We start from the raw sequence: 26,960 nt of genomic DNA, 5'->3' as shown, positions 1-26,960 counted from the left end.
CGTCAGCGCAGCAGGCCCGCGACCTCGACCGCCCAGTAGGTGAGGATCTGCTCGGCGCCGGCCCGGCGGATCGAGGTGAGCGTCTCCAGGATGGTGCGCTCGCGGTCGATCCAGCCGTTGGCGGCGGCGGCCTCGACCATCGCGTACTCGCCGGAGACCTGGTAGGCGGCGACGGGGACGGGCGAGGCGTCGGCGACCTGGCGGACGATGTCCAGGTAGGACATCGCGGGCTTGACCATCACCAGGTCGGCGCCCTCGGCGACGTCCTGGGCCAGCTCGCGCAGCGACTCGCGGGCGTTGGCCGGGTCCTGCTGGTAGGTCTTGCGGTCGCCCTTGAGGGAGGAGCCGACGGCCTCCCGGAAGGGGCCGAAGAACGCGGAGGCGTACTTGGCGGTGTAGGCGAGGATCCCGGTGTCCTGGTGGCCGGCGGCGTCCAGCGCCTCGCGGACGGCGGCGACCTGGCCGTCCATCATGCCGGACGGGCCGACCAGGTGGACGCCGGCGTCGGCCTGGACGACGGCCATCTCGGCGTAGCGCTCCAGGGTGGCGTCGTTGTCGACCGAGCCGTCGGCGGCGAGCACGCCGCAGTGGCCGTGGTCGGTGAACTCGTCCAGGCAGAGGTCGGACATCACGACCAGCCGGTCGCCGACCTCGGAGACCACGTCGCGGATGGCGTGCTGCAGGATGCCCTCGGGGTCGGTGCCCGCGGTGCCGGTGGCGTCCTGCACCTCGGGGACGCCGAACAGCATGATGCCGCCGATCCCGGCCTCGGCGGCCTCGACAGCGGCCCGGCGCAGGGTGTCCCGGGTGTGCTGGACGACGCCCGGCATGGAGCCGATCGGCCGGGGCTCGGTGATGCCCTCGCGGACGAACGCGGGCAGGATCAGCTCGGCCGGGTGCAGCCGGGTCTCGGCGACCAGGCGGCGCATCGCCGGGGTCGAACGCAGTCGGCGCGGGCGGACGGACGGGAATTCGGCGGACACTTCGAAGGCTCCCTGAGTCGCGGAGGAACGCGCCGGGGGAGGCCCGTCGGCCTCCCCCGGCGTGCGGGTCAGCGCGCCTTGCGGCGCGAACCGGGGCGGCGTTCGCTCGGCCGGTAGACCGGCTCGCCCGCCGCGGTGGCGGCGTCCCGGCGGGTGGCCCCGAAGTCGGCGAGCGCCTGGGCGAGCGCCGACGCGGACGGGGCCGGGGCCATCACGTCGACCCGCAGGCCGTGCTCCTCCGCCGTCTTGGCGGTGGCCGGGCCGATGCAGGCGATGACGGTCACGTTGTGCGGCTTGCCGGCGATGCCGACCAGGTTGCGGACGGTCGAGGACGAGGTGAACAGCACCGCGTCGAAGCCGCCGCCCTTGATCGCCTCCCGGGTCTCGGCCGGCGGCGGCGAGGCCCGCACCGTCCGGTACGCGGTCACGTCGTCGACCTCCCAGCCGAGTTCGACCAGGCCGGCCACCAGGGTCTCGGTGGCGATGTCGGCGCGCGGCAGCAGCACCCGGTCGATCGGGTCGAACACCGGGTCGTACGGCGGCCAGTCCTCCAGCAGGCCGGCCGCGGACTGCTCGCCGGAGGGCACCAGGTCGGGCTTGACGCCGAAGTCGACCAGCGCCTGCGCGGTGGTCTCGCCGACCGCCGCGACCTTGATGCCGGCGAACGCCCGGGCGTCCAGGCCGTACTCCTCGAACTTCTCCCGGACGGCCTTGACGGCGTTGACCGAGGTGAAGGCGATCCACTCGTAGCGGCCGGTGACCAGGCCCTTGATGGCCCGCTCCATCTGCTGCGGGGTGCGCGGCGGCTCGACCGCGATGGTCGGCACCTCCTGCGGCACCGCGCCGTACGAGCGCAGCTGCTCGGACAGGCCGTGGGCCTGCTCCTTGGTGCGCGGCACGAGGACGTTCCAGCCGAACAGCGGCTTGGTCTCGAACCACGAGTGCGAGGCGCGGTGGGCGACCTGCTCGCCCACCACGGCTATCACCGAGGTCGCCGGGTCGACCGGGGCGGAGACCGGCGAGGGCAGCACCCGGGCGGCCTTCAGGTCGGCGGCGATGGCGGCCAGCGTGGAGGTGAAGGTGCGCTGCCGGGTGGTGGTGCCCGACAGCGTCGCGGAGAGCGCCGCGTCGGGCTTGCGGCCGTGCGCCACCAGGGAGTTGGCGGTGGCGGGCAGCTGGCCCAGGGTGGTGCGCACCACCAGGGTGGTCTCCGGCGCGCCCAGGTCGACGACCTGGCCGGCCAGCAGCGCCTCGGCGTCCACGAAGCGGACGTCGGCGCCCTGGCCGCCGCGCAGCGGCACGCCCGCGTAGGCGGGCACGCCCACCGACTGGGCGACGCCGGGCACGACCTCGAACGGCACGCCGGCCTGGGCGCAGCGCAGCATCTCCTGGGCGGCGCAGCCGTCCAGGCCCGGGTCTCCGTCGACGGTGCGGACCAGGTGCCGGCCGGCCTTGACCGCGTCGGCGGCCAGGTCGGCGAGCTCCCTGCCGGCGTCGGCCGGGTCGAGGACCTGGACACCGCTGGGACAGTGGGTGCGGACCGCGGCGGCGGTCAGCGGGTCGGCGACCAGTACGTCGGCGGTGCCGAGCACGTCGACGGCGCGCAGGGTGAGCAGTCCCGGGTCGCCGGGGCCGGCGCCGAGGAAGGTGCAGCGCCCTGCGGGCGGGTGGAATCCGGCGGCGGTCATCGGGCGCGCTCCCCCATCAGGTCGGCCGCTCCGGTGTCGAGCAGCCTGGTGGCCAGGGCGCGGCCCAGGGCCGCGGCCTGCTCCTCGGCGTTCTCGTCGGGGACGAGCGGGCCGGTGGCGGACATCTTGAGCAGTTCGACGCCGTCGGTGGTGCCGACCACGCCGTTCAGGCGCAGTTCGGTGCCGGCCCAGGTCGCCAGCGCGGCGACCGGGGCGGAGCAGCCGGCCTCCAGGGTGGCGAGCAGGGCGCGCTCGGCGACCACGGCGGCCCGGGTGGGGCGGTGGTCGAGCCGGGCCAGGACAGCGGCCAGGGTCGGGTCGACGCACTCGACGGCGAGCGCGCCCTGCCCGGGGGCGGGCAGCATCAGCTCGGTGTCGAGGTGCTCGGTGATCTCGGCGGAGCGGCCGAGCCGGTTGAGTCCGGCGGTGGCCAGCACCACGGCGTCGAGTTCGCCCGAGGTGACGTAGTTGATCCGGGTGTCCACGTTGCCGCGGATCGGCACGGTCTCCAGGTCGGCGCCGCGGGCGCGGGCCCAGGCGTTCAGCTGGGCCATCCGGCGGGGGGAGCCGGTGCCGACCCGGACGGCGCGGCCCTCCGTCCCGGCGACCAGCTCGGCCAGGGTCAGGCCGTCGCGGGCGACCAGCGCGTCCCGGGCGTCCTCGCGCTCGGGGACGGCGGCCAGCAGCAGCCCGGCGGGTTCGGCGGTGGGCAGGTCCTTGAGCGAGTGGACGGCCAGGTCGATCCGGCCCTCCAGCAGGGCGTCGCGCAGGGCCGAGACGAACACCCCGGTGCCGCCGATCTGGGCCAGCGACTCGCGGGAGACGTCCCCGTAGGTGGTGATCTCGACCAGTTCCACCCGGCGGCCGGTGACCTTGGCCACCTCCTCCGCGACCATGCCCGACTGGGCCGTGGCGAGGGCGCTGCGGCGGGTGCCGAGGCGCAGCGGCGTCACTGTCTCTTGACCATTCATGAGGGGATCGTCCTGGTCGTGCTGGGGGGCTGACGGGGTGTTCATCTGGTTGCTCCGGCGGGCGGGACTGCTGCGGCCCGGTCGGTGGGGGCCTGGGCGACGGCGGCCTGGGCGGCGGGGATGCCGCCCGGCGGGATCGAGGACCCCGCCTGGGCGCCGATCGGGGTGCCGGAGACAGCGTGCACTGCCGCCGGGTCCAAGTCGAACAGTTCGCGCAGGGCTTCCGCGTAGGAGGCCCCGCCGGGTTCGGCGGCGAGCTGCTTGACCTTGACGGTGGGGGCGTGCAGCAGTTTGTCGACCACCCGGCGCACGGTCTGCGAGATCTCCGCGCTGGAGCGCTCGTCCAGGTCCGGCAGCCGGGAGGTGAGGCGGGCGAGTTCGCTGCTGACCACCTCGGAGGCCATGGCGCGCAGGGCGACCACGGTCGGGGCGATCCGGGCGGCGCGCTGGGCCTGGCCGAAGGCGGTGACCTCGTCCGCGACGATGGTGGCCACCGCGTCCACGTCGCCGGCGCCGGGGGTGGCGGCGTGCGCGTGCGAGAGGCTCTCCAGGTCGACCAGCAGGGCGCCGTCCAGGGCGTGCACGGCGTGGTCGACGTCCCGGGGCATGGCCAGGTCGAGGAAGGCCAGCGGCCGGGGGGAAGTGCGGGCGGCGAGCGCGGCGGCGACCTCGGGGGCGTCGATCACGGTGCCGGCCGCGCCGGTGCAGGAGATCACCAGGTCGACGCCGGCGAGCGTCCGCGGGACCTCCGCGAAGTCCAGGGTGCGGGCGGCGCCGCCGAGGATCTCCACCAGCCGCTCGGCGCGGGCCGGGGTGCGGTTGGCGATCAGCAGGTCGGTGACGCCGGAGCGGACCAGGGTGGCGGCGGCCAGCGAGCTCATCGAGCCCGCGCCGACCACCAGGGCGCGCTTGCCCGCGATCGGGCCGGCGCCGGCGGCGACCTGCTCCAGGCCGAAGGTGACCAGCGACTGGCCGGCCTTGTCGATGCCGGTCTCGCTGTGGGCGCGCTTGCCGACCCGCAGGGCCTGCTGGAACAGCTCGTTCAGGCCGCGGCCCGCGGTGTGCTCCTCCTGGGCCTTGGCCAGCGCGTCGCGCAGCTGGCCGAGGATCTGGCCCTCGCCGACGACCATCGAGTCCAGGCCGCAGGCCACCGAGAACAGGTGGTGGACGGCGCGGTCCTCGTAGTGCACGTACAGGTGGGGGGTGAGCTCGTCCAGGTCGACGCCGCTGTGCCCGGCGAGCAGCTGGGACAGCTCGGCGACGCCCGCGTGGAACTTGTCCACGTCGGCGTACAGCTCGATCCGGTTGCAGGTGTTGACCAGCGCGGCCTCGCCGACGGTCGCCGAGGCGGCCGCGTCGTGCAGCACCCGGGTCGGGCTGTCGCCGGTGAGCGCGGCGCGCTCCAGCACGCCGACCGGTGCGGTCCGGTGGCTCAGACCGACTACCAGAAGACTCATGCCCCCACCTCGTCGTGACGGATGTTCGTGCTCACGCCGGCATCACCGCGGACAGGTCGTCGTCCGGACCGCCCTTGGCGGCTGGCGCGGTCTTCGCCTGCTCGGCCTTGCCGCCGGCGGCCCGGCGCAGCTTGGCGGCGGCGGCGCGGACCGGCCCGGGGGCGCGGTCGAGCACCGAGTCGCCCGCGGCCGGCTCGTCGCCGGCCTTGCGCTGCTCGTGGAAGGCGAGGATCTGCAGCTCTATCGACAGGTCGACCTTGCGCACGTCCACCCCGTCCGGCACGGTCAGCACGGTCGGGGCGAAGTTCAGGATGCTGGTCACGCCGGCCTCCACCAGCCGGTCGCAGACCTGCTGGGCGGCACCGGGCGGGGTGGTGATCACGCCGATGGAGACGTGCTGGGAGGCGACGATCTCCTCCAGCTCGTCCATGTGCCGCACGGGCAGGCCCGCGGCGGTGCTGCCGACCACGTTGGGGTCGGCGTCCAGCAGCGCGGCTACCCGGAAGCCCCGGGAGGCGAAACCGCCGTAGTTGGCGAGGGCGTGGCCCAGGTTGCCGATGCCGACGATGACGACCGGCCAGTCCTGGGTGAGGCCCAGCTCGCGGGAGATCTGGTAGACGAGGTACTCCACGTCGTACCCGACGCCGCGGGTGCCGTAGGAGCCCAGGTAGGAGAAGTCCTTGCGGAGCTTCGCGGAGTTCACCCCGGCCGCGGCGGCCAGCTCCTCGGAGGAGACGGTGGGGACGGAGCGCTCGGAGAGCGCGGTCAGCGCCCGCAGGTAGAGCGGGAGGCGGGCGACGGTCGCCTCCGGGATGCCCCGCGCGCGCGAGGGCCTGCGCGCGGCACCCGGGTCGGGCGTCTGCGAACTGCTGGGTGAGGGTCGGCCGATTGCCACGTTGCTCCTGCGGGTGAAGCTGGGCTTGGACCGCCAGGCTATGCGTTTGTGAACGTGTGCACAAAGATGGTGCCCGATTTGTCCCCGAACAGTGACACGCATCACTCGTAACCCGCCGAACCGATCAGCGCCCGCGGGCCCTCCACCCCCGCCGGCCAGGGCCCCAGCGGTGCCAGCCGGCGCAGCAGCGGCACCCCGCTCCGGGAGCGCTCCGACCGGGCCGGGGCCAACCGGGGCCACGGCACCGCGGGGCGCTCCGGCAGCCGCACCTCGGAGCAACCCGTCCGCCGGCAGTGCCGCAGCAGCTCCACCGTCGCCAGCGCGTCCCCCAGCGCGGTGTGCGCCGGGAACCAGCCCAGGCCGGCCGCGTCCACGCACGCGGACAGCCCGAAACCGCCCGCCTCCGGCAGCAGCCGGCGGGCCATCCGCATCGTGCACAGCAGCGGCACCGGGGGCAGCGCCACCCCGATCCGCGCGAACTCCCGCTCCAGGAAAGCCCGGTCGCAGGTCACGTGGTGGCCCACCAGCACCCGGCCGGCCAGCAGCTCCAGCAGCCACGGCGCGATCTGCCGGAACCTCGGCGCCCCGAGCACGTCCTCCTGCGCTATCCCGTGCACGTGCGTCGGCCCGACCGGCCCGCCCGGGTCCACCAGCGTCGCGAACTCGCGCTCGATCCGCAGCCCGGCATCCAGCTGCACCACGGCCACCTCGACCACCCGGTGCCGCCAGGGGCTACGACCGGTGGCCTCGACGTCGACGACGGCGTAGCCGCTCATCGCGCCCTCCTCTTGGACAGCCCCCGGCGGACACGGAAAACCGTTCGATCGTAAGCCGAGAAGTGAGGAACTCCTAGGGCGATCTTCATCGAACGTTCACGAAGCAACGGTTCCCGAGAGGTCGCGCGTCCAGGAGCTCAGGCGCCGAGCGCCTTGCGCAGGCGGGTCTCGTCGATCCGCCAGAAGTCGTGCTGGCGGCCGTCGACCAGGGTCACCGGGATCTGCTCGGCGTACTCCGCGTACAGGGCCGGGTCCTGGAGGACGTCCTTCTCCTCGAAGGAGGCGCCGAGTTCGGCGGTGACCCTGAGGATCACCTCCCGGGCGTCCTCGCACAGGTGGCAGCCGGGTTTGCCGATCAGGGTGACGGTGGTCTCGGCGGGGTTCTTCTTCGCGCGTCGCAGCAGGCTCACCGGTTCATTGTGCCGCCGCCCGTTCACTGCGCGGGCACCCCTCGGACACGGGGTCGGACGGCCGCGCTGACTATGCTCGTCGCATGGCCGCGCTGCGAAGGCTCACCCAGTCAAAGCGTCCCACCGACGACCGGACCGCCCTGGCGGGCGAGGCCGCGGCCGACGCCGCCGAGGCCCGGCTCGCGCCGGAGGGGGACCACACGCCGGAGCCCGGGGACGTCCGGGCCGCCGCCTTCTTCGACTGCGACAACACCATCCTGCGCGGGGCTGCGATCTTCTACCTCGGGGTCGGCCTGTACCGGCGGCGCTTCTTCTCCCGCCGCGACCTCGCCCGGTTCGCCTGGCAGCAGGCCGCCTTCCGGCTGCGCGGCGCGGAGAACCCGGACCACATCGCCGACGCCCGGGACAGCGCGCTGGGCCTGGTGGCCGGCAAGCGCACCGCGGACCTGGAGCGGATCTGCGAGGAGATCTTCGAACCCGTGCTGGCCGAGAAGGTCTGGCCGGGGACGCGGGCCCTGGTGCAGATGCACCTGGACGCCGGGCAGCGGGTGTGGCTGGTGACGGCCGCCCCGCTGGAGGTGGCCCGGCTGATCGCCCGCCGGCTGGGCATGACCGGCGCGCTCGGCACCGTCGCCGAGACCCGGGACGGCGAGTACACCGGCCGACTGGTCGGCGGGATGCTGCACGGCCCGGCGAAGGCGGCCGCGGTGCAGGCGCTGGCCCGGCGCGAGCAGTTGGACCTGGCGCGCTGCGCGGCGTTCAGCGACTCCGCCAACGACATCCCGATGCTGAGCCTGGTCGGCCACCCGTACGTGATCAACCCGGACGGGGCGCTGCGCCGGCACGCGCGGGCGATGGGCTGGCGGGTGCGGGACTTCCGCACCGGGCGGAAGGCGGCCCGGATCGGCGTCCCGGCGGCGGCCGGACTCGGCGTGCTGGCCGGGGCGGCCGCGGCGGCGGTCGCGGTGCACCGGCGGCAGCGCGCCTGACGCCCCCGGGTGCGCCGCGGGTCCGGCGCGGCGCCGCGCCGGGCCGACGTCAACCCGGCGCCGCCGACACGCCCGCCGGCGGGTGGTCCTGCACGTCAGCGGGGGTGAACCCGCCCGGAGCGCCGGATGGTTCGAGAACGTCCGGGCCTGACCGGAACTGATCGTTCGCCAGTCGGCCAAAGTCATGGGTTGGGACCGCGGATGGCGGGGAAACCCGGCCCGCGCACCGGTGTTCGGTCACCCGATGCGCACAAGTGGTCACATTGAGCCGGGCGGACGGTGCCAACTCCGGTCACCGACAGGTGAATATGCGCAAGAAGTGGACCTCAACCGACCACTTCGACCACGCGGTGTAGCTGTCATTGCACAAAGCGTTATTCTCTCCTGGATGCACCCCACCCGGACGTCCCCGTGACGGGTGGTCAGTGCGGCGTGCTCTCCGCACAGGCGGAGGTGATCCGTCCACAGTTCTGCCTCTGGGAGTCCCGTGTACCCACCCGTCCGGAACGACGCGCCAGCCACCTCCCGCCCGTCGACCGCCACTCTGCGCCGCGGTGTGCGCCTGGAACGGCTGTGGGCCGCGATCCGCGAGTTCGAACTGACCGTGCCGCAGCCCGCGGTGGCCGGTCCAGCGTTCGCCGCGCCCGGGTTCGCCGCGCCCGCGCCCGCCGCGTTCGTCGCGCCGCTGCTGCGCTCGACCACCACCGGCCCCGCCGCCGGCAGCGCCCCGGCCGGGGGGGCGCGCGGCCGCACCGTGCCCGCCCCCGGCACCCGCGGCCGCGCCCGCAGCGCCCCCGCCGGCCCCGGCTACGACACCGAGCACAACCCGGTGGTGGAGCTGGTCGAACGGGCCCAGAACGGCGAGAGCGAGGCCTTCGGGCGGCTCTACGACCACTACGCCGACACCGTGTACCGGTACATCTACTACCGGGTCGGCAGCCGGGCCACCGCCGAGGACCTGACCAGCGAGACCTTCCTGCGCGCGCTGCGCCGGATCGGAACCTTCACCTGGCAGGGCCGCGACTTCGGCGCCTGGCTGGTGACCATCGCCCGCAACCTGGTGGCCGACCACTTCAAGTCCAGCCGGTTCCGGCTGGAGGTCACCACCGGCGAGATGCTCGACTCCAACGAGTGCGAGCGCAGCCCCGAGGAGTCGGTGCTGGAGTCGCTCTCCAACGCCGCCCTGCTGGACGCGGTGCACCGGCTCAACCCGCAGCAGCAGGAGTGCGTCACGCTGCGCTTCCTGCAGGGCCTGTCGGTCGCCGAGACGGCCCGGATCATGGGCAAGAACGAGGGCGCCATCAAGACGCTGCAGTACCGGGCGGTGCGCACGCTGGCCCGCCTGCTGCCGCCGGACGCCAGGTGATCCGCCGACCGTGGACGCGACGGCCCGCAGACCGCCGCCGGCGCCCCCGTTGACCGACGGACCGTCAACCCGGGCCCGGTGCAAGCCCGTCCGGGTGAGTGGGCGGTCATCTGCTCTGCTTAATACGCCAGGGGGGTCGTGCGTAACCGACTCCCGACACCGCTCGTTGGCCAGCGTGCAATCCGCCACCGGGCCCGCAGTCAAGTGGGAACCCAAGCTGTCACCCGATGGTGTGGTTTCGGCCTGCCGGGACAACCAACCGGCGGGCCACGGTGTCGAAAACGACGAAGGGAGGTGTGGCCCGTGACGGCAAACGTGCTGGAGCACCGGCGGGCGAAGTCCTTCGCCGAGGCGCTGGAGGCCCACCAGAGTGACCACCGGAGCAGCGGCTCGCACCGGGCCGGCTCCGCCGCCATGACCGAGCTCCTCGCCATGGCCGAAGCGCTCGGTGCGATCCCCGCCCCCGAGCTCGCCGCCGAGACGCGGACGGTCCAACGAGCCCAGCTGATGGCCGCGTTCGAACAGGAGTGGGCCGGCGGCGCCCCCACCGCGGTCCTCCCCGCCCAGCGCGGCCGGCGCCTGCGCGGCACCCGCTGGGGCCGCCGCCTCGCCATCGGCGGCCTGGTCGCCGGCGTCGCCGTCGGCGGGCTCGCCGGAGCCGCCGCCGCCTCCACCAACGCCCTCCCCGGCGACACCCTGTACGGCATGAAGCGCGGCCTGGAAGGGCTGCGCCTCGACTGGGCCGACAGCGACACCGAGCGCGGTGCGCTGCTGCTCCAGCAGGCTTCCACCCGGCTCGACGAGGCGCAGACGCTGCTCGGCCGCGCCGACAGCCCGACCGCGCTCAGCCCCGCCACCGTCGACCAGGTCCGCCGCGCCCTCGACGACATGCACACCGAGGCGCTGCGCGGCCGCGACCTGCTGCGCGCCGTCTACCGCACCAACGGCTCGCTCACCCCGATGCGCCAGCTCGCCGGCTTCGCCGGGGAGGACCAGCGCTGGACGGCCCTGCAGTCCAAGCTGCCGTCCGGGCTGAGCACCGAGGCGTCCAAGGTCGACCGGCTCTTCGACGACATAAGCGAGGACGTCGCGCCGCTCCGGCTCGGGCAGACCCCCGGCCAGGGCGGCAGCGGCGGCAGCACCGGCGGGTCGCCCTCCGGCGGGGCGAGCGGCGGCACCGCACCGGGCACCGGCCGGCAGCCGCTGCTCCCGGGCACCGGCGCCTCCGGCGGCGCGAGCGGCGGCCACGACCCGGCCACCGCCCCGTCCGGCCGGGCCACGTCGGCGCCCAGCGCGCCCACCGCGGGCGGGCTCGGCGACCTGCTGGGCGGCCTGACCGGCACCGGCGCCTCCCCCACCGCGACGGGCGCCCCGGCGGCCCCGGCCCCCGGTGCCTCCCCCGCCCCGTCCGGCTCCCCGGCGGCGCCCCCGGCGGGCGCCGGGCAGGGCATCACCATCCCGCCGCTCGTCCCGGGCCTGCTGCCGGGGCTGACGCTCAACTGAGGGGGGCGCCCCGTCCGGGGGCGGGGGACCGCGCGGCCGACCGGGCCCGCGCGGTTCCCCGCCCCCGGTCCCGGCGGGCCGCTCAGCCGAAGACGGAGCGCCGCTGCACCAGCAGCTTGTACAGCGTGTGCTGGATGGTCTCCCGGACTTGGTCGGTGAGGTTGAAGACCAGCATCGGGTCCTCCGCCGCGTCCTTCGGGTAGCTGTCGGTCGGGATGGGTTCGCCGAACTGGATGGTCCACTTGGTGGGCAGCGGGATCGCGCCGAGCGGCCCGAGCCAGGGGAAGGTCGGCGTGATCGGCACGTAGGGCAGGCCGAGCAGCCGGGCCAGCGTCTTGAAGTTGCCGATCATCGGGTAGGTCTCCTCGGCGCCGACGATCGAGCAGGGCACGATCGGCACGCCGGCCCGCAGCGCGGAGGCGACGAAGCCGCCGCGGCCGAAGCGCTGGAGCTTGTAGCGGTCGGAGAAGGGCTTGCCGATGCCCTTGAAGCCCTCGGGCCAGACGCCGACCACCTCGCCGCGCTCCAGCAGGGTCTGGGCGTCCTCGTTGCAGGCCAGGGTGTGTCCGGCCTTGCGGGCCAGCTCGTTGACCACGGGCAGGACGAAGACCAGGTCGGCGGCGAGCATCCGCAGGTGCCGGTCGGCGTGGTCGTGGACGGCGACCTGGGTCATCAGCGCGTCCAGCGGGATGGTGCCGGAGTGGTTGGCGACGATCAGCACGCCGCCCTCGGCGGGGATGTGCTCGGTGCCGCGGACCTCGATCCGGAAGTACTTCTCGGCGAGCGGCCGGAGCAGCGCGAGGAAGACCTCCTCGGTGAGCTCCTTGTCGAAGCCGAAGTCGTCCACCTCGTAGTCGCCGGTGAGCCGGCGGCGCAGGAAGCCGAGGCCGTTGGTGGCGCGTTCCTCCCAGCCCTTGCCGAACACCCGGGTGGCGGTGGCGCCGAGCTGCCCGGCGAGGGCGGCGCCGACGCCGTCGGCGATCCGGTCGGCGAGGGCGGGGCGGGGTTCCGGTCCGCTCCAGCTGGGGGCGGACTCGATCGGGATGACCTTGGCCGCCGGGTCGGCGGACTCCCGGGCGGCTGTCATCGCGGCCTCGTTTCCTGGTTCCGGGTGGGGTGGTGGCCGTCGAGCAGGCCGGTGAGCCGGTCGGTGACGGCGGTGAGCCGCTCGGGCGGCAGCGGGCCGGGCGCGCAGTGCGCGACGAAGTCGGCGAAGGTCTCGGAGGTGGTCCAGCGCGGGGTGTGGCCGAAGCCCTCGCGCAGCTGGGCGGTGTCCACCACCCGCCCGTGGGTGAGGAGTTGCAACTGCTCCTGGGAGAACGCCCGGTCCGCGGGGGCGGCCAGCCGCCGGGCCAGCTGGGCGACCAGGCCGAGCGCGGGCCGCAGCAGCGGGACGGTGGGGCGGCCGAGCCGGCGGGCGCACTGGGAGAGCAGCAGGACGCCGTCCCCGGCGACGTTGTAGGTGCCGGGGGGCGCGCCGAGCGCGGCCAGCCGCAGCACCTCCAGGGCGTCCTCCTCGTGGACGAACTGCAGCCTGGGGTCGTGGCCGAAGGCGGTGGGCAGCACGGGGAGCCGGAAGTACGCGGCGAGCGGGGTGTCGCCGTCCGGGCCGAGGATGTTGGCGAAGCGCAGCACCGTGACGGCGACGTCGGGGCGGCGGCGGGCGAAGCCGCGGACGTAGCCCTCGACTTCGGCGGCGTCCCGGGCGAAGCCGCCGGGGGGCAGCGCCTTGGGCTGGGTGCGCTCGCCGATGACGGCCGGGTCGCGGGGCGCGGAGCCGTACACGGCGGTGGTGGACTTGACGACCAGGCGGCGCAGTCCGGGGGCCTGTTGGCAGGCGCCGAGCAGCTGCATGCTGCCGATGACGTTGCTCTCCTTCACCGCGGCCCGGCCGCCGTGGCCGAGCGCGGTGACGTTGAGGTGCACCACGGTGTCGACGCCGTGCTCGGCGATCACCCGGGCGATCGCCGGGCGGCGCGGGTCGACCTGGGCGTAGCGGACGCCAAGCGGGAGTCCGGCCGGCGGCGGGACGGCGTCGACGCCCACCACCCGGTCCACGTCGGGGTGTTCGGCGATCCGTTCGGCGAACCGCGCGCCGAGCGGGCGCGCCACGCCGGTGACGAGCACGACCTTGCCCACGTTGCCCCGACCTCCCTGGATGCCCACCCTGGTGTGCACCGTACCGCGCGGAGGTCGCGGGGGCTGAAACGCCACTGCCCGCCCCGGGGATTTCTCCCTGGGACGGGCAGTGACTACATCCTCGGCGCCAGTTCTACCTGCGTCGCTGAACGCGTGTGCGGGGTGGACCCCCGCGTGAGCGAGGATGGCGCCGAACGGTGTTACTTCTTGTTGCGACGCTGGACGCGGGTCCTCTTCAGAAGCTTGCGGTGCTTCTTCTTGGCCATACGCTTGCGACGCTTCTTGATGACAGAGCCCACGGAACATTCCTCGCTCACTCGGACCCGCGCCCGTGAGAGACGGGAGTCCATACGACTGACGGAGGGCCTAGCCTACCGTCCACGTCGCGTTTGCCGTAATCGGTGCCCCTGCGGGGCTCCGGCCTACGCGCTTTCCAGGCGCACGTAGGACTCCTGGAGGTACTCGTGCACCTTCTGCTCGGGCACCCGGAAGGAGCGTCCGACCCGGATGGCCGGAAGCTCGCCGCTGTGCACGAGGCGGTAGACCGTCATCTTCGACACCCGCATCACCGAGGCGACCTCGGCCACGGTCAGGAAGACGACATCCTGCAGGGGACGTTCGCCGGAACTCATGACCCATCACCCGACCCTTACCCGTGTGCAAGGCACCGGCTTCCCCTCCGGTGACTCCACCGGCACACGTGTATCCCCAGAGTAGTTATGCATGGTACGGGTGGGAAGAGGGTGGCCGTCACCTGTTGTACGGTGCGAGATCCGCCCGTTGCAGTACGTAGTCGCTCAGCGGGACGTAGCAGCTCGGCGCGGAGCCGTCCTCCAGCGGGACGACCGCCTCCACCAGGCCGTCCGCCTCGGCGGCGAACGGGGCGACGTCGTTGCAGTCGGCGACGCCCCCGGCCGGGATGCCGAGGCGGCCGGCGCCGCAGAGCCAGCCGTGGTCGCCCAGCACCAGGTCGGGCGGGCGGTGCCCGGCGTCGGCGAGGGCGGTCAGGGCGAGCCGGACGGGCAGCGGGGAGTGGGTGTGCGCGAGGTCGCCGGGGCCGGGGCGGCCGGGGCCGTCGGGGCCGTCCAGGGCGCGCGTCACCAGGACGCCGTCGAGCACGTCGAGGTAGCGGGGGCGCTCGCCCTCGGGGGTGGGCTCGCGGAAGCGCGTGCCCCGGGCGGGGGTGTGCACGGTGCAGCCGGCCGCTTCGAGCGCCTCGGCCAGCGCGCGGTGGAAGCCGGCCAGCTTGGTGGGGTGGCCGGTGCCGGCCAGCACGCTGCCGCGCCGGTCGGCGGTGCGGCGCAGCAGGGCGGCGAGGCGGTCCAGGGCGTCGAGGGTGAGGTCGGGGTCGATGGAGTCCGGGCCCTCGGTGCGGCGCGGGTCGGGGTCGACGCCGGCCCGTTCGGCCATCAGCCGCAGCACGGCGGCCTCGTCGCGGCGGGGTTCCGGGTCGAGGCCCATCAGCGCCTTGGGGTCGCCCTGGGCGAACAGCCGGTAGTGCCGGAGGCTGTTCTGCCGGGGGGTGGGGACTTCGGGGCCGGCCAGCCGGTGCTTGACCAGGTAGGCGCGCAGTTCCTCGCGGGCGGTCACGGGATCAGTCCGTGGTGCGGGAGGACGGCCCGGCGGGTGGCCAGGACGGCCTGGTCGAGGCGGTCGGCGGGGTCGTAGCCGCCGTCGTGGAAGTCGGACCAGCGCGGGGTGGCGCCGTCGGTCATCCGCAGCGGGGCGGGGCGGCGGGTGAGCCGGTAGACCTCGGCGCGCCACTCCTCGGGGGTCTCGGCGGCCGGGTCGACGGGGTGGCCGGCGGCGGTGGCGACCAGGTGCGTCCAGGTGCGGGGCACCACGTCGACCACCGCGTACCCGCCGCCGCCGGTGGCGATCCAGCGGCCGCCGGCGTGCTCGTGGGCGAGGCGGTGGATCTCCTCGGCGACCACCCGCTGGGCGTCGACGGTGACGGCGAAGTGGGCGAGCGGGTCCTCGACGTGGGTGTCGGCGCCGTGCTGGCTGACGATCACCTGCGGGCGGAACGCGGCCAGCAGCTCCGGCACCAGGGCGTGGAAGGCGCGCAGCCACCCGGCGTCGCCCGTCCCGGCGGGCAGCGGGAGGTTGGCGGCGGTGCCCTCGGCGTCCGGGCCGCCGGTCTCGGTGGCCCAACCCGTCTGCGGGAACAGCGTGGTGGGGCTCTCGTGCAGCGAGACCGTCAGGACGCGCGGGTCGTTCCAGAACGCCTGCTGGACGCCGTCGCCGTGGTGGACGTCCACGTCGACGTAGGCGACGCGTTCGGCGCCGAGTTCGAGCAGCCGGGCGATGGCGAGGGCCGGGTCGTTGTAGACGCAGAACCCGGACGCCTGGCCGGGCATCGCGTGGTGCAGTCCGCCCGCGAAGTTGACGGCGTGCGGGGTCTCGCCGCGCCAGACCGCCTCGGCGGCGGCCACCGACTGCCCGGCGATCAGCGCGGACGCGGTGTGCAGGCCGGGGAACGCCCAGTTGTCGTCCGTCCCGAGCCCGTGCGCGGCGTCGACGGCCGAGGGGTCGGCGGCGGCCCGCTTCACCGCCGCCACGTACTCGGCCGTGTGCACCAGCCGCAGGGTGGAGTCGCCGGCGGGCGGCGCCGAGCGCACCGTCACCGAGGGCTGCTCGGTCAGCCCGAGCGACTCCACCAGCCGCATCGTCAGCGCCAGGCGCGTCGGGTCCATCGGGTGGCCGGGCCCGAAGTCGTAGCCGGTCTCTGCCTCGTCCCAGAACAGGTGCAGGCCGCAGGTGGTTTCCGCCATGCCCCACACCGTATCGGGCACGGCCCCGGAGCCCCGTCCGGCGCCCTCGGGAAGCGCCCCGCGCCCCCGCCCGGGCGGGTTCGGGCCGTGGAGCGCGCGCACCGGGCGCGGTCGGCGGCGTCGCGGTCAGGCGGGTCCGGCCGCATCGGTCGTGGGGGCGGACACCGGGGTGCCGGCCGCGCCGGCCCGGCTGTGCGCGGACGACCCGGGCGTGTCGGCGGGCCGGTGCTCAGGCCGGGCTCTTCGCCAGGTCGGCCTGGTCGGCGGGGCCGGGGCGAAGTGGGGGGCGAGGGGGAGGACGGCCAGGACGAGGAGCATGGGGGCGCAGAAGGCCCAGCGGTAGTCGGAGAGTTCGGCGAGGGCTCCGACCAGGGGGGAGCCGATCAGGAAGCCGACGTAGTTGAAGAGGTTGAGGCGGGCGACGGCGGCGTCACTGGCGTGCGGGAAGAGGCGGCCGCCGGCGGCGAAGACCTGGGGGATGATCGCGCAGATGCCGAAGCCGAGGACCGTGAAGCCGAGGATGCCGCCCCAGGGGCCGGGGGCGAGGACGGCGATCAGGAAGCCGGCGGCGGCGACGGCGGTGCCGGTGCGGACGACGGGCAGGACGGTGAAGCGCTGGACGGCGCGGTCGCCGACGGCGCGGCCGAGCAGCATGGCGACCATGTAGCCGAGGTAGGAGAACTTGGCGAGGTCCTCGGGGCTGTGCAGGCCGTCGGTGAGGTACTTGACGCTGTAGTTGGAGACGGAGGCGTCGGCGATGTAGGCGAAGGCCATCACGGCGCACAGCGGGAGGAGCGGCTTCCAGGGGATGCGGCGGGCGGCGAGGGCGGCCGCTTCGCGGACGGCGTCGCCGAGTTCGGCGGGGCCGGCGAACCGGCGTCCGGCGACGAGCGCGGCGGGGACGAGGACGGCCGCGGCGCCGCCGAACAGCAGGGGCAGCCCGGTGTCCCAGTGGGCGCCGATCGCGGCGAGCGCGGCGCCGACGATGCCGCCGAGGCTGAACGCGGCGTGGAAGCCGATCATGATGCTGCGGCCGTAGCGGTGCTGGAGGCCGACGCCGAGCATGTTCATGGAGGCGTCGAGGGCACCGACCAGCAGGCCGAACAGGCCGAGGGCGATGGCGAGTTGCCACAGCTGCGAGCCGAGGCCGGTGAGGGCGAGGGTGAGGCAGAGGGCGGGTTGGACGACGCGCAGGACGCCGCGGGCGGTGGTGCGCCCGACGAGCGTCTCGGAGGCGATGGAGCCGACGCCGGCCAGGATCGGGACGGCGGCGAGGAAGACCGGAAGCAGTCCGTCGCTGAGGCCGTAACGTTTTTGCAGATCGGTGATGCAGGTGACCAGCAGGGCGAAGGTGGTGCCCTGGAGGAAGAAGGAGACGGCCAGCGCGGCCCGGGCCTGCCGGAGCCGGGGGGTGGGTTCGGCCGGGGCCGTGACCTGCATCGGGACCTCGCTCACCACCGACGCTACCGGCCGGTACGCAACTGTTGGGCAGAGCGTAGGCGGTCGGCGGCGCCGACGGGAGGGGTGCGGAGGGGCCAGTTCGGCGGGGCCGGGTCAGTTCCGCAGCAGGGCGGTCGCCTCGTCCAGCGCGGTGAGCAGCCCGGTGGCGCCCGCCGCGGTGAGCTTGACCGGGTCGGTGAGTGCCGCGTACCCGTACACGTCCATGCCGGCGGCGCGGGCGGCCAGCACGCCGTTGGGGCTGTCCTCCAGGACCAGGCAGCGGGCCGGGTCGGCGCCCATGGCGCGGGCCGCGTGCAGGAACAGGTCGGGGGCGGGCTTGCCGACGCCGACGTCCTGGGCGGAGAACAGCAGTTCGTCGGTGAAGTGGCCGGACAGGCCGGTGAGGCGGTGCGCGGTGCGGATCCAGGAGTGGTGGGCGGAGGAGGCCACGCAGTAGCGGACGCCGTGCTCCTGGAGGTGGCCGAGCAGCTTCTCGGCCCCGGCCACCGGCCGCAGTTCGCGCTCGAAGGCGGCGAACACCCGGGCGTGGAACAGGTCGTCGAAACCGTCCGGGAGCTCCGCCCCGTACCGCTCGGCGATCACGTCGTGCACGGTGTGCGCGGCGGTGCCCATGAAGTCCCGGTAGGAGTCCTCGGTGCTGGTCGGGTAGCCGAGCTCGGTCAGGTACTCGGCGAGCACCCGGTTGGAGATCGGCTCGCTGTCCACCAGCACGCCGTCGTTGTCCAGGATCAGCAGGTCGTAGCCCACGCGGTCGGTCACGGGATCGCTCATGCCGCCCGAGCCTACTTGCCGCCGCCGGCCAGTTCCCGGGAGCGGTCCCGGGCGGCCTCCAGGGCGCCGAGCAGGGCGGCCCGCACGCCGTGGTTCTCCAGCTCGCGGATGGCCGCGATGGTGGTGCCGGCCGGGGAGGTGACGGCCTCGCGGAGCTTGACGGGGTGCTCGCCGGAGTCGCGGAGCATCACCGAGGCGCCGATCGCGGACTGCACGATCAGCTCGTGCGCGACCTGCCGGGGCAGGCCGAGCAGGATGCCGGCGTCGATCATCGCCTCGACCAGGAAGTAGAAGTAGGCGGGGCCGGAGCCGGACAGCGCGGTGGCGGCGTCCTGCTGGCTCTCCGGGACGCGCAGCGCCTTGCCGACCGAGCGGAAGATCGCCTCGGCGCGGGCCAGGTGGGCCTCGGTGGCGTGCGAGCCGCCGGAGATCACGCTCATGCCCTCGTCGACCAGGACGGGCGTGTTGGGCATCACCCGGACCACGGGGGTGCCGGGGGCGAGGCGCTCCTCGAACCAGGCGGTGGGGATGCCCGCGGCGGCCGAGACGACCAGCTTGTCGGCGGCGACGTGCTCGGCCAGTTCGTCCAGCAGGGTGCCCATGTCCTGCGGCTTGACCGCGAGGATCAGGGTGTCGGCGAGCTTGGCGGCCTCGGCGTTGGTGACGGTGGTGACGCCGTAACGGTCGGCGAGTTCGGTGGCGCGCTCGGGGCGGCGGGCGGTGACCAGCACGTCGGCGGGCGAGGTGCCGGCCCGCAGCAGGCCGGAGAGCAGGGCCTCGCCGATCTTGCCCGTCCCCAGGAAGGCGATCTTCTGGCCGGCGGTGGTGCTGTCGCTCATGGTGCGTGCCTCCGTGCGCTGCGGTTCCTGCCCGCCATCTTGCACCGGCGGCCGCCCGCCCCGGCGGAGGTGTCCACCCTGCGGGCGGCCGGCCCGGGCGGCGCCCCCGTAGGGGGAATCTCAGGGGTCCGGGCTCTGGCTTCCGGGCCCGGTCGGGAGCACCGTGGAGACATGGGACACGGAGAGTTGTCAGGACGTGAGAACCGACAGGTCGCCGTCGCCGCCGCGACGCTCGGGCCGTGGCGGACGGCGGCGGCGGTGGGCACGGTGGTCGGCGGGGCCGTGCTCGCGGTGGACGTGCTCACGCTGCACTGGTCACTGGACATCCTGGCCGGGCCGGTGAGCCTGGGGCTGTTCTTCTTCTTCCTGGTCGGCACGGTCGGCGGGCGGCTGCGCGGCGGCGGCGACCGGCGGCTGCGCCGCTGGGCGGACGCGCACCCGTGGCAGTCCGCGCTGCCGGCCTCCGGGGCGCTGCTGGTGCTGAACACCCTGGCGCTGTGGCTGCTGGGCGACTACGGCCTGTTCGGGGCGCTGTTCACCTCGCTGCTGCCGGCCGGCGCGCTGCTGGCGGTGGCGGGCGTGGTGGGCGCGGTGAAGGCGGCCCGCAGGGGCTGACGGCGCGTCACGGCGCCCCCCGCTGTCGGGCGTGTCGGCGGGGGTCGGCATACTTCCGGCCGTGCCGACGACAACTGAGCCGGGGCCGGACAACGGCGACCCCGGAAGACCCGACAACCCCTTCGAGCAGCCGCCCGGGCCGGGACGGCCCAGGCGCTCGCGCCCGGTGCGCGACGCGCTGCTGCTGGTGCTGGTGATCACGGCCGTGCTGGTCGGCCTGGGCGCCGCCGGCGTGGGCCGTTCCAAGGCGCCGAAGTCCTCCGCGCTGCCCCCGGTGGGCGCGGAGACCGCCGCTCCGAGCAGTGCCCCGCCCACCGTCGCCCCGGACGCGGCGACCCCGGAGCACCCCTGGGCGGGTTCGCCCGCCGAGGCGTGGCCGAACGGCGCGGACGGCATCGGGATGCCCGACAGCACGCCCGCGACGGGCGTGTTCAGCGCCAAGCAGGTGGCCGCGAACCTGGCCGCGGTCAAGGCGTACCTGGTCGCCAGCAACCTGGACCCGCAGGTGGTGTCGGGCGCGAGCACGCAGCCCGTCCTGGACCTGATGGACTCCCAGGACGCCGAGCTGCTCTCCAAGGCGCTGGCGCACCCGACCGCCGAGGACGACCCGACCGGCTGGCTGAGCCGGTTCGACCCGGCCTGGGCGGTGCCGGTCACCGGCGAGGTGAAGGTGCAGGGCCGGGTCAGCTTCGAGGGCGACGGCGACAAGGGCATGACGGTGCACACCGACGTCACCTACGTGTACGCGCTGCGCCCCGGCCCGGACGCCGGGAAGACCGCCCCCGGCGGCACCGCGAAGCCGGCCTCCCGGGTGCGGGCGGACCACGGCCGGGAGGTCGAGCGGGAGATCGTCCGCCGGGTGCAGGACTTCCGGTTCTACGACCCGGCCCACTACGACGTGCAGGCCGGCAAGCCGGTGCTGGGCGAGGGCAGCGCCGACTTCGGCAACAACCGGTGCGAGATGGGCTCCGGCTACCTGGAGCCCGAGTTCGAGTTCATGCGGACGGCCGCGACCGGCGCGGAGCCGAGCGGCCCGGCCAGCGACCCGTACGACCGGACCGGGCCGATGGAGCACGACCGGCAGGAGTGCGGCACGGTCAGCCGCACCTGACGGGCGATCAGGAGCGCCGCCGGGCCGCCTTGCGCGCGTCGCGCTCGGCCCTGGCGGCGCTGCGGCGGTGCCAGGCGGCGCGCTCCTGGTCGTGGACGGCGCGCTTGAGGCCCTCGCCGGGGGCCTCGACCAGGCTGCGGGCGAAGTAGACCGCCAGGGCCCCGACGGAGCCGACCAGCCAGACGCCGGCCAGCTGCTTCTCCTCGGCCATCCAGCCGGTCAGCGAGTCCTTGCCCTCGGTGAGGATCTTCCAGTTCCGCAGGCCGGCCAGGGCGGAGCAGACGCCGATGGCGAGCATCAGCAGCAGCGAGAGCGGGGCGGCCTCGGAGAGCCGGACGCCGGAGACGCCCAGGCGCAGCAGGAGCGCCCCGGCGGCGGTGGCCGCGAGGGCGCCGAGCGAGACCGCGGCGCGGCGCAGCCAGTAGCCGGTGCCGCGTTCGACCCAGGTGGTGCCGAACCAGCGGATCGGCCGGGGGGCGGGGCCCCCGGCCGCGGTGGTGCCCGGGCTCGTCGTACTCGTCGTGCTCACGTGCCGATTATCACCGCGGACGGGGCGTCCCCCCGGAGCAACGCGCCTCAGCCGAGCTTGGAGACGTCCCGGACGGCGCCCTTGTCGGCGGAGGTGGCCATGGCGGCGTACGCCCGGAGCGCGGCCGAGACCTGGCGGTCGCGGTTCTTCGGGCGGTAGCCGCCCTCGGACTCCAGCTTGAGCCGGCGCTCGTGCAGTTCCTCGAAGGAGACGTCGAGGTTGATGGTGCGGGCGGGGATGTCGATGGTGATCGAGTCGCCGTCCTCGACCAGGGCGATGGCGCCGCCGGAAGCCGCCTCCGGGGAGACGTGGCCGATGGAGAGGCCGGAGGTGCCGCCGGAGAACCGGCCGTCGGTGATCAGCGCGCAGGCCTTGCCCAGGCCGCGGCCCTTCAGGAACGACGTCGGGTAGAGCATCTCCTGCATGCCGGGGCCGCCCTTGGGGCCCTCGTAGCGGATGACCACCACGTCGCCCTCGGTGACCTGCTTGGTGAGGATCTTCTCGACCGCCTCGTCCTGGGACTCGCAGACCACGGCCTTGCCCTGGAAGCGCCAGATCGACTCGTCCACGCCGGCGGTCTTCACCACGCAGCCGTCCTCGGCGATGTTGCCGTACAGCACGGCGAGTCCGCCCTCGACCGAGTAGGCGTGCTCGACGCTGCGGATGCAGCCGTTGGCGTCGTCGGTGTCCAGGCTGTCCCAGCGCTCGGACTGGCTGAACGCCTCGGCGGAGCGGACGCAGCCGGGGGCGGCGTACCAGAGGTCGACGGCCTCCTCGGCCGGGGAGCCGCCGCGCACGTCCCAGTTCTTCATCCACTCGGCGAGCGAGTCGGAGTGCACGGTGTGCACGTCCTCGTGCAGCAGGCCGCCGCGGTAGAGCTCGCCCAGGATGGCGGGGATGCCGCCGGCCCGGTGCACGTCCTCCATGTAGTAGGCGCCGTTCGGGGCGACCTTGGACAGGCAGGGCACCTTGCGGGAGATGCTGTCGATCACCCGCATGTCGAAGTCGACCTCGGCCTCCTGGGCGGCGGCCAGCAGGTGCAGGATCGTGTTGGTGGAGCCGCCCATCGCGATGTCCAGCGCCATGGCGTTCTCGAACGCGGCGCGGGTGGCGATGTTGCGCGGCAGCACGGACTCGTCGTCGCCGCCGTAGTAGCGGTTGGTGATCTCGACGACGGTGCGGCCGGCCTGCTCGTACAGGGCGCGGCGGCCGGTGTGGGTGGCCAGCAGCGAGCCGTTGCCGGGCAGCGAGAGGCCGATCGCCTCGGTGAGGCAGTTCATCGAGTTGGCGGTGAACATGCCGGAGCAGGAACCGCAGGTCGGACAGGCGTTCTCCTCGATGATCGAGATGTCCGCGTCGGAGACGTTCTCGTTCACCGCCTGGGAGATCGCGTCGACCAGGTCCAGCTTGCGGACGGTGCCGTCGACCAGGGTGGCCTTGCCGGCCTCCATCGGGCCGCCGGAGACGAAGACCGTCGGGATGTTGAGGCGCAGCGCGGCCATCAGCATGCCGGGGGTGATCTTGTCGCAGTTGGAGATGCAGATCAGCGCGTCGGCGCAGTGCGCGTTGACCATGTACTCGACCGAGTCGGCGATCAGGTCGCGCGAGGGCAGCGAGTACAGCATGCCGTCGTGGCCCATCGCGATGCCGTCGTCGACCGCGATGGTGTTGAACTCGCGCGGGATGCCGCCCGCCTGCTTGATCGCCTCGGAGACGATCCGGCCGACCGGCTGCAGGTGGGTGTGGCCCGGGACGAACTCGGTGAAGGAGTTGGCGACCGCGATGATCGGCTTGCCGAAGTCCTCGCGGGCTACGCCCGCGGCGCGCAGAAGGGCGCGCGCGCCCGCCATGTTGCGACCCTGGGTGACCGTGTTGGACCTCAGCTGGGGCATCGTTGCCGCTCCTTCAGGAGACTCTCGGGGGGCTGTCGAGCCTACGCCCGCACCGGCCGCTCCCGGACCCGGTGTCCGCGATGCGGTCAGTGCGGGCGCGGCGGCCCGCCGCCGGGCTACGGCTTCGGCAGCACGAAGACGTCCAGCAGGTAGGGCTCGGTGACCTGCCCGTCCGGGAACTCGGCGAGCAGCGCCGCCCGCTCCGCGGCCAGGACCGGGGCCCGCTGCTCCGGCTCCAGCACCGCGAAGTACGAGCGGGAGGTCAGGTCGTCGATCAGACGGTCCACCGGGAGGCGCCGCTCCCAGCGCAGTCGCGCGGAGCGCACCTCCAGGCCCGACTCCGTCAGCTTCTCGGGCCTGGCGCTCACCGCGCCGCCGTAGTGGTACGTCGTCGGCAGGGCCGCCGACAGCCGCTCCTGCTGGGCGGCCAGCCAGGGCACCCCGTGGTCCTTGACGTTCCACCACACCGCGAGCGCCCCGCCCGGGCGCAGCACCCGCAGCGCCTCCGGGATCGAGCGCTCCGGCTCGGTCCAGTGGAACGCCTGGGCGTACGTCACGAAGTCCGCCGAGGCGTCGTGGAACGGGAGTTCGTCGCCGGTCGCCTTCACCACCGGGATCAGCGGGCTGACCTCGCGCAGCACCGCGGCCATCCCCTCGCTCGGCTCGACCGCGACCACCCGGGCGCCGCGCCCGGCCAGCAGCCTGGTCGCGATGCCGGTGCCCGCGCCCACGTCCAGCACGTCGGCGCCGGTCAGCGGGCGGCCGGACAGCCGCTCCAGCTCGTCGAACAGCTCGTCCGGGTAGGACGGCCGGGCGGCCTGGTACTGCGCGGCCACCGGGCCGAAGGAGTTGGCGTGCGCCCTGACGTCGTACATCGGGGGGTCCTCCGGTTCCGTCGCGTTCTGCGTCACGCCCAGCTGCGCGAGCTGAGCACCAGGTGGTAGCCGTCCGGGTCGCGCACGGTGACGCCGTGCTCGTCCCAGTACGGGTTGTGCGCGGCGACCCTGGTGCCGCCGGCCTCCACCAGCCGCTCCACCAGCGCCTCGTCCACCGGCTGGCCGAGGTACAGCACGAACAGGTCGTCGGGCGTCGGCGTCGGCTCCAGCGGGCGCTCCGGGTCGAGCGTCAGCTCGAAGTGCCAGCCGCCGCCCGGGAAGCCGACCATCACCAGGTCGTGCTCGCCGGGGACGCGCTCGACGGTGCGCCACAGCACCGACAGGCCCAGGCCCTCGGTCCAGAACCGCTCGGCGGCCGCCAGGTCCCGGGAGGGGCGGGCGTGCCGGACGTGGGTGGCGGGGCCGATCACCCGAGCTCCGCCTGCCACACCGGGCTGTCCACGTAGTGGTTGTCGTAGCGCTCCGCCGACTCGCGGATCTCCGCCGGGTCGGCCTCGCCGCGCGTCACCCGGCCCAGCAGGCGCAGGTAGCCGAAGCGGCCCAGGCCCGGGGTGAAGGTGAACAGCACGTCCGCGGTGCGGCCCTTCGCGGCGGCGAAGGCGTGCGGGGTGCGCGGCGGCACCGCCAGGAAGTCGCCCCGCTCCAGCAGCACCACGCGGTCGTCGACCAGCACCCGCAGGGCGCCGTCCAGGACGAAGAACAGCTCGGTGGCCCGGGTGTGGAAGTGCGCGGGGGCGCCGACCGCGCCCTCGGCGAAGGTGGAGCGGTAGGTGGTGTGCTCCGTGTTCTCGCCCAGCAGCGACATCACGCTGCTCGGGTCCGCGCAGGTCTCCGCCTCGTCGGCGCGCACCGGCCGGACCGGGTTCTCATCGATCATGCCCCGACCCTATGGTCAACGGGCCTTCCGTGCACCGGATTTGCGGGCCGACGGCCCGTCAGTTCCCCGGCCGGGCGGTCGCCAGGTGCAGCCTGGTGAACGCCAGTGCCTCCGCCAGGTCCGCCTCCCGCTCCTGCGGGCCGCCCGACTTGCGGGTGTTCACCTCCAGCACCACGTGCCCGTCGAACCCGGTGCGGGCCAGGCGCTCCAGCAGCTGGGCGCACGGCTGCTTGCCGCGCCCCGGGATCAGGTGCTCGTCCTTCCCCGACCCGGACCCGTCCGCCAGGTGCACGTGCGCCAGCCGGTCGCCCATCCGGTCCACCAGCTCGAACGCGTCCGTCCTGGACGTCGCCGCGTGCGACAGGTCCACGGTGAAGTGCCGGTACGCCTCGTCCGTGACGTCCCACCCCGGCGCGTACGCCAGCACCTCGCGGTCCCGGTAGCGCCACGGGTACATGTTCTCCACCGCGAACCGGACGTCCGTCTCCCCCGCCATCCGGTTCACCCCCGCCACGAACTCCTTGGCGTACTGCCGCTGCCAGCGGAACGGCGGGTGCACCACCACGGTGTCCGCCCCCAGCCGCTCGGCCGCCTTCCGGGCCCGCACCAGCTTCGTCCACGGGTCCGTCGACCACACCCGCTGGGTGATCAGCAGGCACGGCGCGTGCACCGCGAGGACCGGCACCCCGTGCCGGTCCGAGAGCCGCCGCAGCGCCTCCACGTCCTGGCTCACCGGGTCGTTCCAGACCATCACCTCGACGCCGTCGTAGCCCAGCCGCGCGGCCAGCTCGAACGCCGTCTCCGTGGTCGACGGGTACACCGAGGCGGTCGACAGCGCGACCTTCGTGTCCGGCACGTGCAGCGCCGGGTGCGGCGGCGGCAGCACCGGCCGGTCCAGCTTCCGCCGCGCCGCCCTGGCGGCCCGCGCCGCCTTCAGCGGCAGGGGGCCGCGCCTCGACCGTCGCTCGTCCGCCGAATCCGCCACGCGAACCAGACTAGGACACTCGTCGCGAAACCATGCCGGCACGGAGCCGGGGCGCCCGTCGCCTACGCCCCGATGGCGACGCGGCCCTCGTGCCCGTCCATCGCGTCCAGCCGCCGCAGGATGATCCCCTCGCGCAGGGCCCACGGGCAGATGTCCAGCTCCTCCAGGCCGAAGAGGTCCATCGCCGCGTCGGCGACCAGCGCGCCGGCCAGCAGCTGGCGGGCGCGGCCGAGCGAGACGCCGGGGATCCGGGCGCGTTCGGCGGGCGTCATCGCGGCGAGGCGGGGCAGCCACGCGGAGAGCCCGGAGCGGGTGAGCTTGCGGGGGACGCGGACGCCCGCGCCCTCGGGGGCGGCGCCGGTCATCCGGGCGAGCTGCTTGAAGGTCTTGGAGGTGGCGACGGCGTGGTCCGGCGGCCCGAGCCGGGCGATCTCGCCGACCGCCCCGGCGATCTCGGCGCGGATGTGCCGCCGCAGTTCGCGCAGGTCGCCCGGGTCGGCGACCTCGCCGGGCAGGCGGGAGGTGAGGCGGCCGGCGCCGAGCGGGAGGGAGGCGGCGACGGCGGGCTGCTCGTCGATGCCGCAGGCGATCTCCAGCGAGCCGCCGCCGATGTCGAGGTTGAGCAGCCGCCCGGAGGACCAGCCGAACCAGCGGCGCACCGCCAGGAAGGTCAGCCGGGCCTCGTCCTGGCCGGACAGGACGGTGAGCGCGACGCCGGTCTCGTCCTCGACCCGGCGCAGCACCTCCTCGCCGTTGGCGGCCTCCCGGACGGCGGAGGTGGCGAACGGCAGCAGGTCGACGACGCCCTTGTCCTCGGCGACCCGGAGCGAGGTGGCGACCATGGAGACCAGGCGCTCGACGCCCGCCCCGCTGATCGACCCGTCCTCCTCCAGCAGCTCGGCGAGGCGCAGTTCGGCCTTGTGGGAGTAGGCGGGCAGCGGGGCCGCGCCGGGGTGGGCGTCCACCACGAGGAAGTGGACGGTGTTGGAGCCTACGTCGAGCACACCGAGTCGCATGACCGTCCAACCTAGCC

General features: G+C 74.5%; 28 protein-coding genes. 5 read left to right on the top strand and 23 right to left on the bottom strand.

Going from position 1 to position 26,960, the window contains the following annotated elements; translation table 11 throughout:
- Positions 1–2: 2 nt before the first annotated feature.
- The 7 genes from hemB to OO48_RS08590 all read right to left on the bottom strand — a co-directional run bounded on the left by hemB (position 3) and on the right by OO48_RS08590 (position 7,180).
- Positions 3–983 (bottom strand): porphobilinogen synthase, encoded by a 981-nt coding sequence (gene hemB, locus OO48_RS08620; protein WP_033213852.1) that lies wholly within the window; start codon positions 981–983, stop codon positions 3–5.
- Positions 984–1,051: 68 nt separating this feature from the next.
- On the bottom strand, positions 1,052–2,671 hold the full coding sequence (locus tag OO48_RS08615; RefSeq protein WP_033213851.1) for a bifunctional uroporphyrinogen-III C-methyltransferase/uroporphyrinogen-III synthase: 1,620 nt from the start codon (positions 2,669–2,671) through the stop codon (positions 1,052–1,054).
- A complete protein-coding gene (hemC, locus tag OO48_RS08610; protein WP_033213849.1) occupies positions 2,668–3,642 on the bottom strand; it encodes a hydroxymethylbilane synthase in 975 nt (324 codons plus the stop codon). The genes OO48_RS08615 and hemC overlap by 4 nt, the downstream gene beginning before the upstream one ends.
- 41 nt (positions 3,643–3,683) lie before the next feature.
- Positions 3,684–5,099 (bottom strand): glutamyl-tRNA reductase, encoded by a 1,416-nt coding sequence (locus OO48_RS08605; protein ID WP_033213847.1) that lies wholly within the window; start codon positions 5,097–5,099, stop codon positions 3,684–3,686.
- Positions 5,100–5,130: 31 nt separating this feature from the next.
- A complete protein-coding gene (locus OO48_RS08600) occupies positions 5,131–5,988 on the bottom strand; it encodes a redox-sensing transcriptional repressor Rex (protein WP_051731912.1) in 858 nt (285 codons plus the stop codon).
- A 107-nt stretch (positions 5,989–6,095) separates the two neighbouring features.
- Positions 6,096–6,770: a 3'-5' exonuclease gene (locus OO48_RS08595; RefSeq protein WP_033213840.1), complete on the bottom strand. Its 675-nt coding sequence runs from the start codon at positions 6,768–6,770 to the stop codon at positions 6,096–6,098.
- 137 nt (positions 6,771–6,907) lie between these two features.
- Positions 6,908–7,180, bottom strand: coding sequence for a glutaredoxin family protein (locus OO48_RS08590; RefSeq protein ID WP_245194561.1), 273 nt, complete (start codon positions 7,178–7,180; stop codon positions 6,908–6,910).
- An 83-nt stretch (positions 7,181–7,263) separates the two neighbouring features.
- Here OO48_RS08590 and OO48_RS08585 point away from each other — a divergent pair, with 83 nt between their 5' ends.
- The 3 genes from OO48_RS08585 (at position 7,264) to OO48_RS08575 (ending at position 11,038) form a co-directional block, all read left to right on the top strand.
- Positions 7,264–8,169: an HAD family hydrolase gene (locus OO48_RS08585; protein ID WP_033213838.1), complete on the top strand. Its 906-nt coding sequence runs from the start codon at positions 7,264–7,266 to the stop codon at positions 8,167–8,169.
- Between the two features lie 487 nt (positions 8,170–8,656).
- The gene (locus OO48_RS08580) at positions 8,657–9,535 is read left to right on the top strand and encodes an ECF subfamily RNA polymerase sigma factor, BldN family (RefSeq protein ID WP_051731905.1); all 879 of its coding nucleotides are present in this window, start codon (positions 8,657–8,659) and stop codon (positions 9,533–9,535) included.
- Positions 9,536–9,838: 303 nt separating this feature from the next.
- Positions 9,839–11,038, top strand: coding sequence for a DUF5667 domain-containing protein (locus OO48_RS08575; protein WP_033213834.1), 1,200 nt, complete (start codon positions 9,839–9,841; stop codon positions 11,036–11,038).
- 82 nt (positions 11,039–11,120) lie between these two features.
- Here the strand turns inward: OO48_RS08575 and OO48_RS08570 are convergent, their stop codons facing one another.
- The 9 genes from OO48_RS08570 to proC form a co-directional block, all read right to left on the bottom strand.
- The gene (locus OO48_RS08570) at positions 11,121–12,125 is read right to left on the bottom strand and encodes a lysophospholipid acyltransferase family protein (RefSeq protein ID WP_033213833.1); all 1,005 of its coding nucleotides are present in this window, start codon (positions 12,123–12,125) and stop codon (positions 11,121–11,123) included.
- Positions 12,122–13,177 (bottom strand): NAD-dependent epimerase/dehydratase family protein, encoded by a 1,056-nt coding sequence (locus OO48_RS08565; RefSeq protein WP_033213831.1) that lies wholly within the window; start codon positions 13,175–13,177, stop codon positions 12,122–12,124. Before OO48_RS08565 ends, OO48_RS08570 begins: the two co-directional genes overlap by 4 nt.
- Before the next feature lie 200 nt (positions 13,178–13,377).
- Positions 13,378–13,527, bottom strand: a complete 150-nt coding sequence (locus OO48_RS36020) for a 30S ribosomal protein bS22 (RefSeq protein WP_425338519.1) — start codon at positions 13,525–13,527, stop codon at positions 13,378–13,380.
- A 72-nt stretch (positions 13,528–13,599) separates the two neighbouring features.
- Positions 13,600–13,809 carry a helix-turn-helix domain-containing protein gene (locus tag OO48_RS08560; RefSeq protein ID WP_014136488.1) on the bottom strand — a complete coding sequence of 70 codons (210 nt, stop codon included), beginning with the start codon at positions 13,807–13,809 and terminating at the stop codon, positions 13,600–13,602.
- A 118-nt stretch (positions 13,810–13,927) separates the two neighbouring features.
- Positions 13,928–14,767 (bottom strand): phosphatase, encoded by an 840-nt coding sequence (locus OO48_RS08555; protein WP_033213829.1) that lies wholly within the window; start codon positions 14,765–14,767, stop codon positions 13,928–13,930.
- Positions 14,764–15,951, bottom strand: coding sequence for an acetoin utilization protein AcuC (locus tag OO48_RS08550; RefSeq protein ID WP_033213827.1), 1,188 nt, complete (start codon positions 15,949–15,951; stop codon positions 14,764–14,766). Before OO48_RS08550 ends, OO48_RS08555 begins: the two co-directional genes overlap by 4 nt.
- Before the next feature lie 126 nt (positions 15,952–16,077).
- The gene (locus OO48_RS08545; protein ID WP_425338518.1) at positions 16,078–17,406 is read right to left on the bottom strand and encodes an MFS transporter; all 1,329 of its coding nucleotides are present in this window, start codon (positions 17,404–17,406) and stop codon (positions 16,078–16,080) included.
- A gap of 99 nt (positions 17,407–17,505) precedes the next feature.
- Positions 17,506–18,159 (bottom strand): HAD family hydrolase, encoded by a 654-nt coding sequence (locus OO48_RS08540; protein ID WP_033213914.1) that lies wholly within the window; start codon positions 18,157–18,159, stop codon positions 17,506–17,508.
- A gap of 35 nt (positions 18,160–18,194) precedes the next feature.
- Complete coding sequence (gene proC / locus OO48_RS08535; RefSeq protein ID WP_033213825.1) at positions 18,195–19,022, bottom strand: pyrroline-5-carboxylate reductase; 828 nt, start codon at positions 19,020–19,022, stop codon at positions 18,195–18,197.
- Between the two features lie 186 nt (positions 19,023–19,208).
- Here proC and OO48_RS34965 point away from each other — a divergent pair, with 186 nt between their 5' ends.
- Positions 19,209–19,637, top strand: a complete 429-nt coding sequence (locus tag OO48_RS34965; RefSeq protein ID WP_157845404.1) for a hypothetical protein — start codon at positions 19,209–19,211, stop codon at positions 19,635–19,637.
- Positions 19,638–19,698: 61 nt separating this feature from the next.
- Entirely contained in the window at positions 19,699–20,748 is a 1,050-nt protein-coding gene (locus OO48_RS08525; protein WP_157845403.1) for a hypothetical protein, read from the top strand.
- 7 nt (positions 20,749–20,755) lie between these two features.
- Here the strand turns inward: OO48_RS08525 and OO48_RS08520 are convergent, their stop codons facing one another.
- From OO48_RS08520 to OO48_RS08490, 7 genes are all read right to left on the bottom strand, one after another.
- The gene (locus tag OO48_RS08520) at positions 20,756–21,277 is read right to left on the bottom strand and encodes a hypothetical protein (protein WP_033213824.1); all 522 of its coding nucleotides are present in this window, start codon (positions 21,275–21,277) and stop codon (positions 20,756–20,758) included.
- A gap of 47 nt (positions 21,278–21,324) precedes the next feature.
- The gene (ilvD, locus tag OO48_RS08515) at positions 21,325–23,169 is read right to left on the bottom strand and encodes a dihydroxy-acid dehydratase (RefSeq protein ID WP_033213822.1); all 1,845 of its coding nucleotides are present in this window, start codon (positions 23,167–23,169) and stop codon (positions 21,325–21,327) included.
- Positions 23,170–23,285: 116 nt separating this feature from the next.
- A complete protein-coding gene (locus OO48_RS08510) occupies positions 23,286–24,044 on the bottom strand; it encodes a class I SAM-dependent methyltransferase (RefSeq protein ID WP_033213821.1) in 759 nt (252 codons plus the stop codon).
- 32 nt (positions 24,045–24,076) lie between these two features.
- A complete protein-coding gene (locus OO48_RS08505; protein ID WP_033213819.1) occupies positions 24,077–24,475 on the bottom strand; it encodes a VOC family protein in 399 nt (132 codons plus the stop codon).
- Positions 24,472–24,942, bottom strand: coding sequence for a cupin domain-containing protein (locus OO48_RS08500; protein WP_033213817.1), 471 nt, complete (start codon positions 24,940–24,942; stop codon positions 24,472–24,474). Before OO48_RS08500 ends, OO48_RS08505 begins: the two co-directional genes overlap by 4 nt.
- Before the next feature lie 58 nt (positions 24,943–25,000).
- Positions 25,001–25,828, bottom strand: coding sequence for a sugar phosphate isomerase/epimerase family protein (locus tag OO48_RS08495; protein WP_051731911.1), 828 nt, complete (start codon positions 25,826–25,828; stop codon positions 25,001–25,003).
- A 161-nt stretch (positions 25,829–25,989) separates the two neighbouring features.
- Positions 25,990–26,943 (bottom strand): Ppx/GppA family phosphatase, encoded by a 954-nt coding sequence (locus tag OO48_RS08490; protein WP_033213816.1) that lies wholly within the window; start codon positions 26,941–26,943, stop codon positions 25,990–25,992.
- Between the last annotated feature and the right edge of the window lie 17 nt (positions 26,944–26,960).

Origin of the sequence: Kitasatospora phosalacinea, from assembly GCF_000716545.1 — a bacterium.
GTDB lineage: Bacteria > Actinomycetota > Actinomycetes > Streptomycetales > Streptomycetaceae > Kitasatospora > Kitasatospora phosalacinea.
The sequence above is the reverse complement of the archived record's forward strand: the minus strand, read 5'-3'. Positions and strand labels throughout refer to the sequence as shown.

Excerpts from the sequence above, each read along its gene's own strand:
- hemC (WP_033213849.1), bottom strand. The coding sequence starts at position 3,642 with ATGAATGGTCAAGAGACAGTGACGCCGCTGCGCCTCGGCACCCGCCGC.
- OO48_RS08605 (WP_033213847.1), bottom strand. The coding sequence starts at position 5,099 with ATGAGTCTTCTGGTAGTCGGTCTGAGCCACCGGACCGCACCGGTCGGC.
- OO48_RS08560 (WP_014136488.1), bottom strand. The coding sequence starts at position 13,809 with ATGAGTTCCGGCGAACGTCCCCTGCAGGATGTCGTCTTCCTGACCGTG.
- proC (WP_033213825.1), bottom strand. The coding sequence starts at position 19,022 with ATGAGCGACAGCACCACCGCCGGCCAGAAGATCGCCTTCCTGGGGACG.
- OO48_RS08550 (WP_033213827.1), bottom strand. The coding sequence starts at position 15,951 with ATGGCGGAAACCACCTGCGGCCTGCACCTGTTCTGGGACGAGGCAGAG.
- OO48_RS08615 (WP_033213851.1), bottom strand. The coding sequence starts at position 2,671 with ATGACCGCCGCCGGATTCCACCCGCCCGCAGGGCGCTGCACCTTCCTC.
- ilvD (WP_033213822.1), bottom strand. The coding sequence starts at position 23,169 with ATGCCCCAGCTGAGGTCCAACACGGTCACCCAGGGTCGCAACATGGCG.
- OO48_RS08490 (WP_033213816.1), bottom strand. The coding sequence starts at position 26,943 with ATGCGACTCGGTGTGCTCGACGTAGGCTCCAACACCGTCCACTTCCTC.
- OO48_RS08585 (WP_033213838.1), top strand. The coding sequence starts at position 7,264 with ATGGCCGCGCTGCGAAGGCTCACCCAGTCAAAGCGTCCCACCGACGAC.
- OO48_RS08595 (WP_033213840.1), bottom strand. The coding sequence starts at position 6,770 with ATGAGCGGCTACGCCGTCGTCGACGTCGAGGCCACCGGTCGTAGCCCC.
- OO48_RS08510 (WP_033213821.1), bottom strand. The coding sequence starts at position 24,044 with ATGTACGACGTCAGGGCGCACGCCAACTCCTTCGGCCCGGTGGCCGCG.
- OO48_RS08500 (WP_033213817.1), bottom strand. The coding sequence starts at position 24,942 with ATGATCGATGAGAACCCGGTCCGGCCGGTGCGCGCCGACGAGGCGGAG.
- OO48_RS36020 (WP_425338519.1), bottom strand. The coding sequence starts at position 13,527 with ATGGACTCCCGTCTCTCACGGGCGCGGGTCCGAGTGAGCGAGGAATGT.
- OO48_RS08570 (WP_033213833.1), bottom strand. The coding sequence starts at position 12,125 with ATGACAGCCGCCCGGGAGTCCGCCGACCCGGCGGCCAAGGTCATCCCG.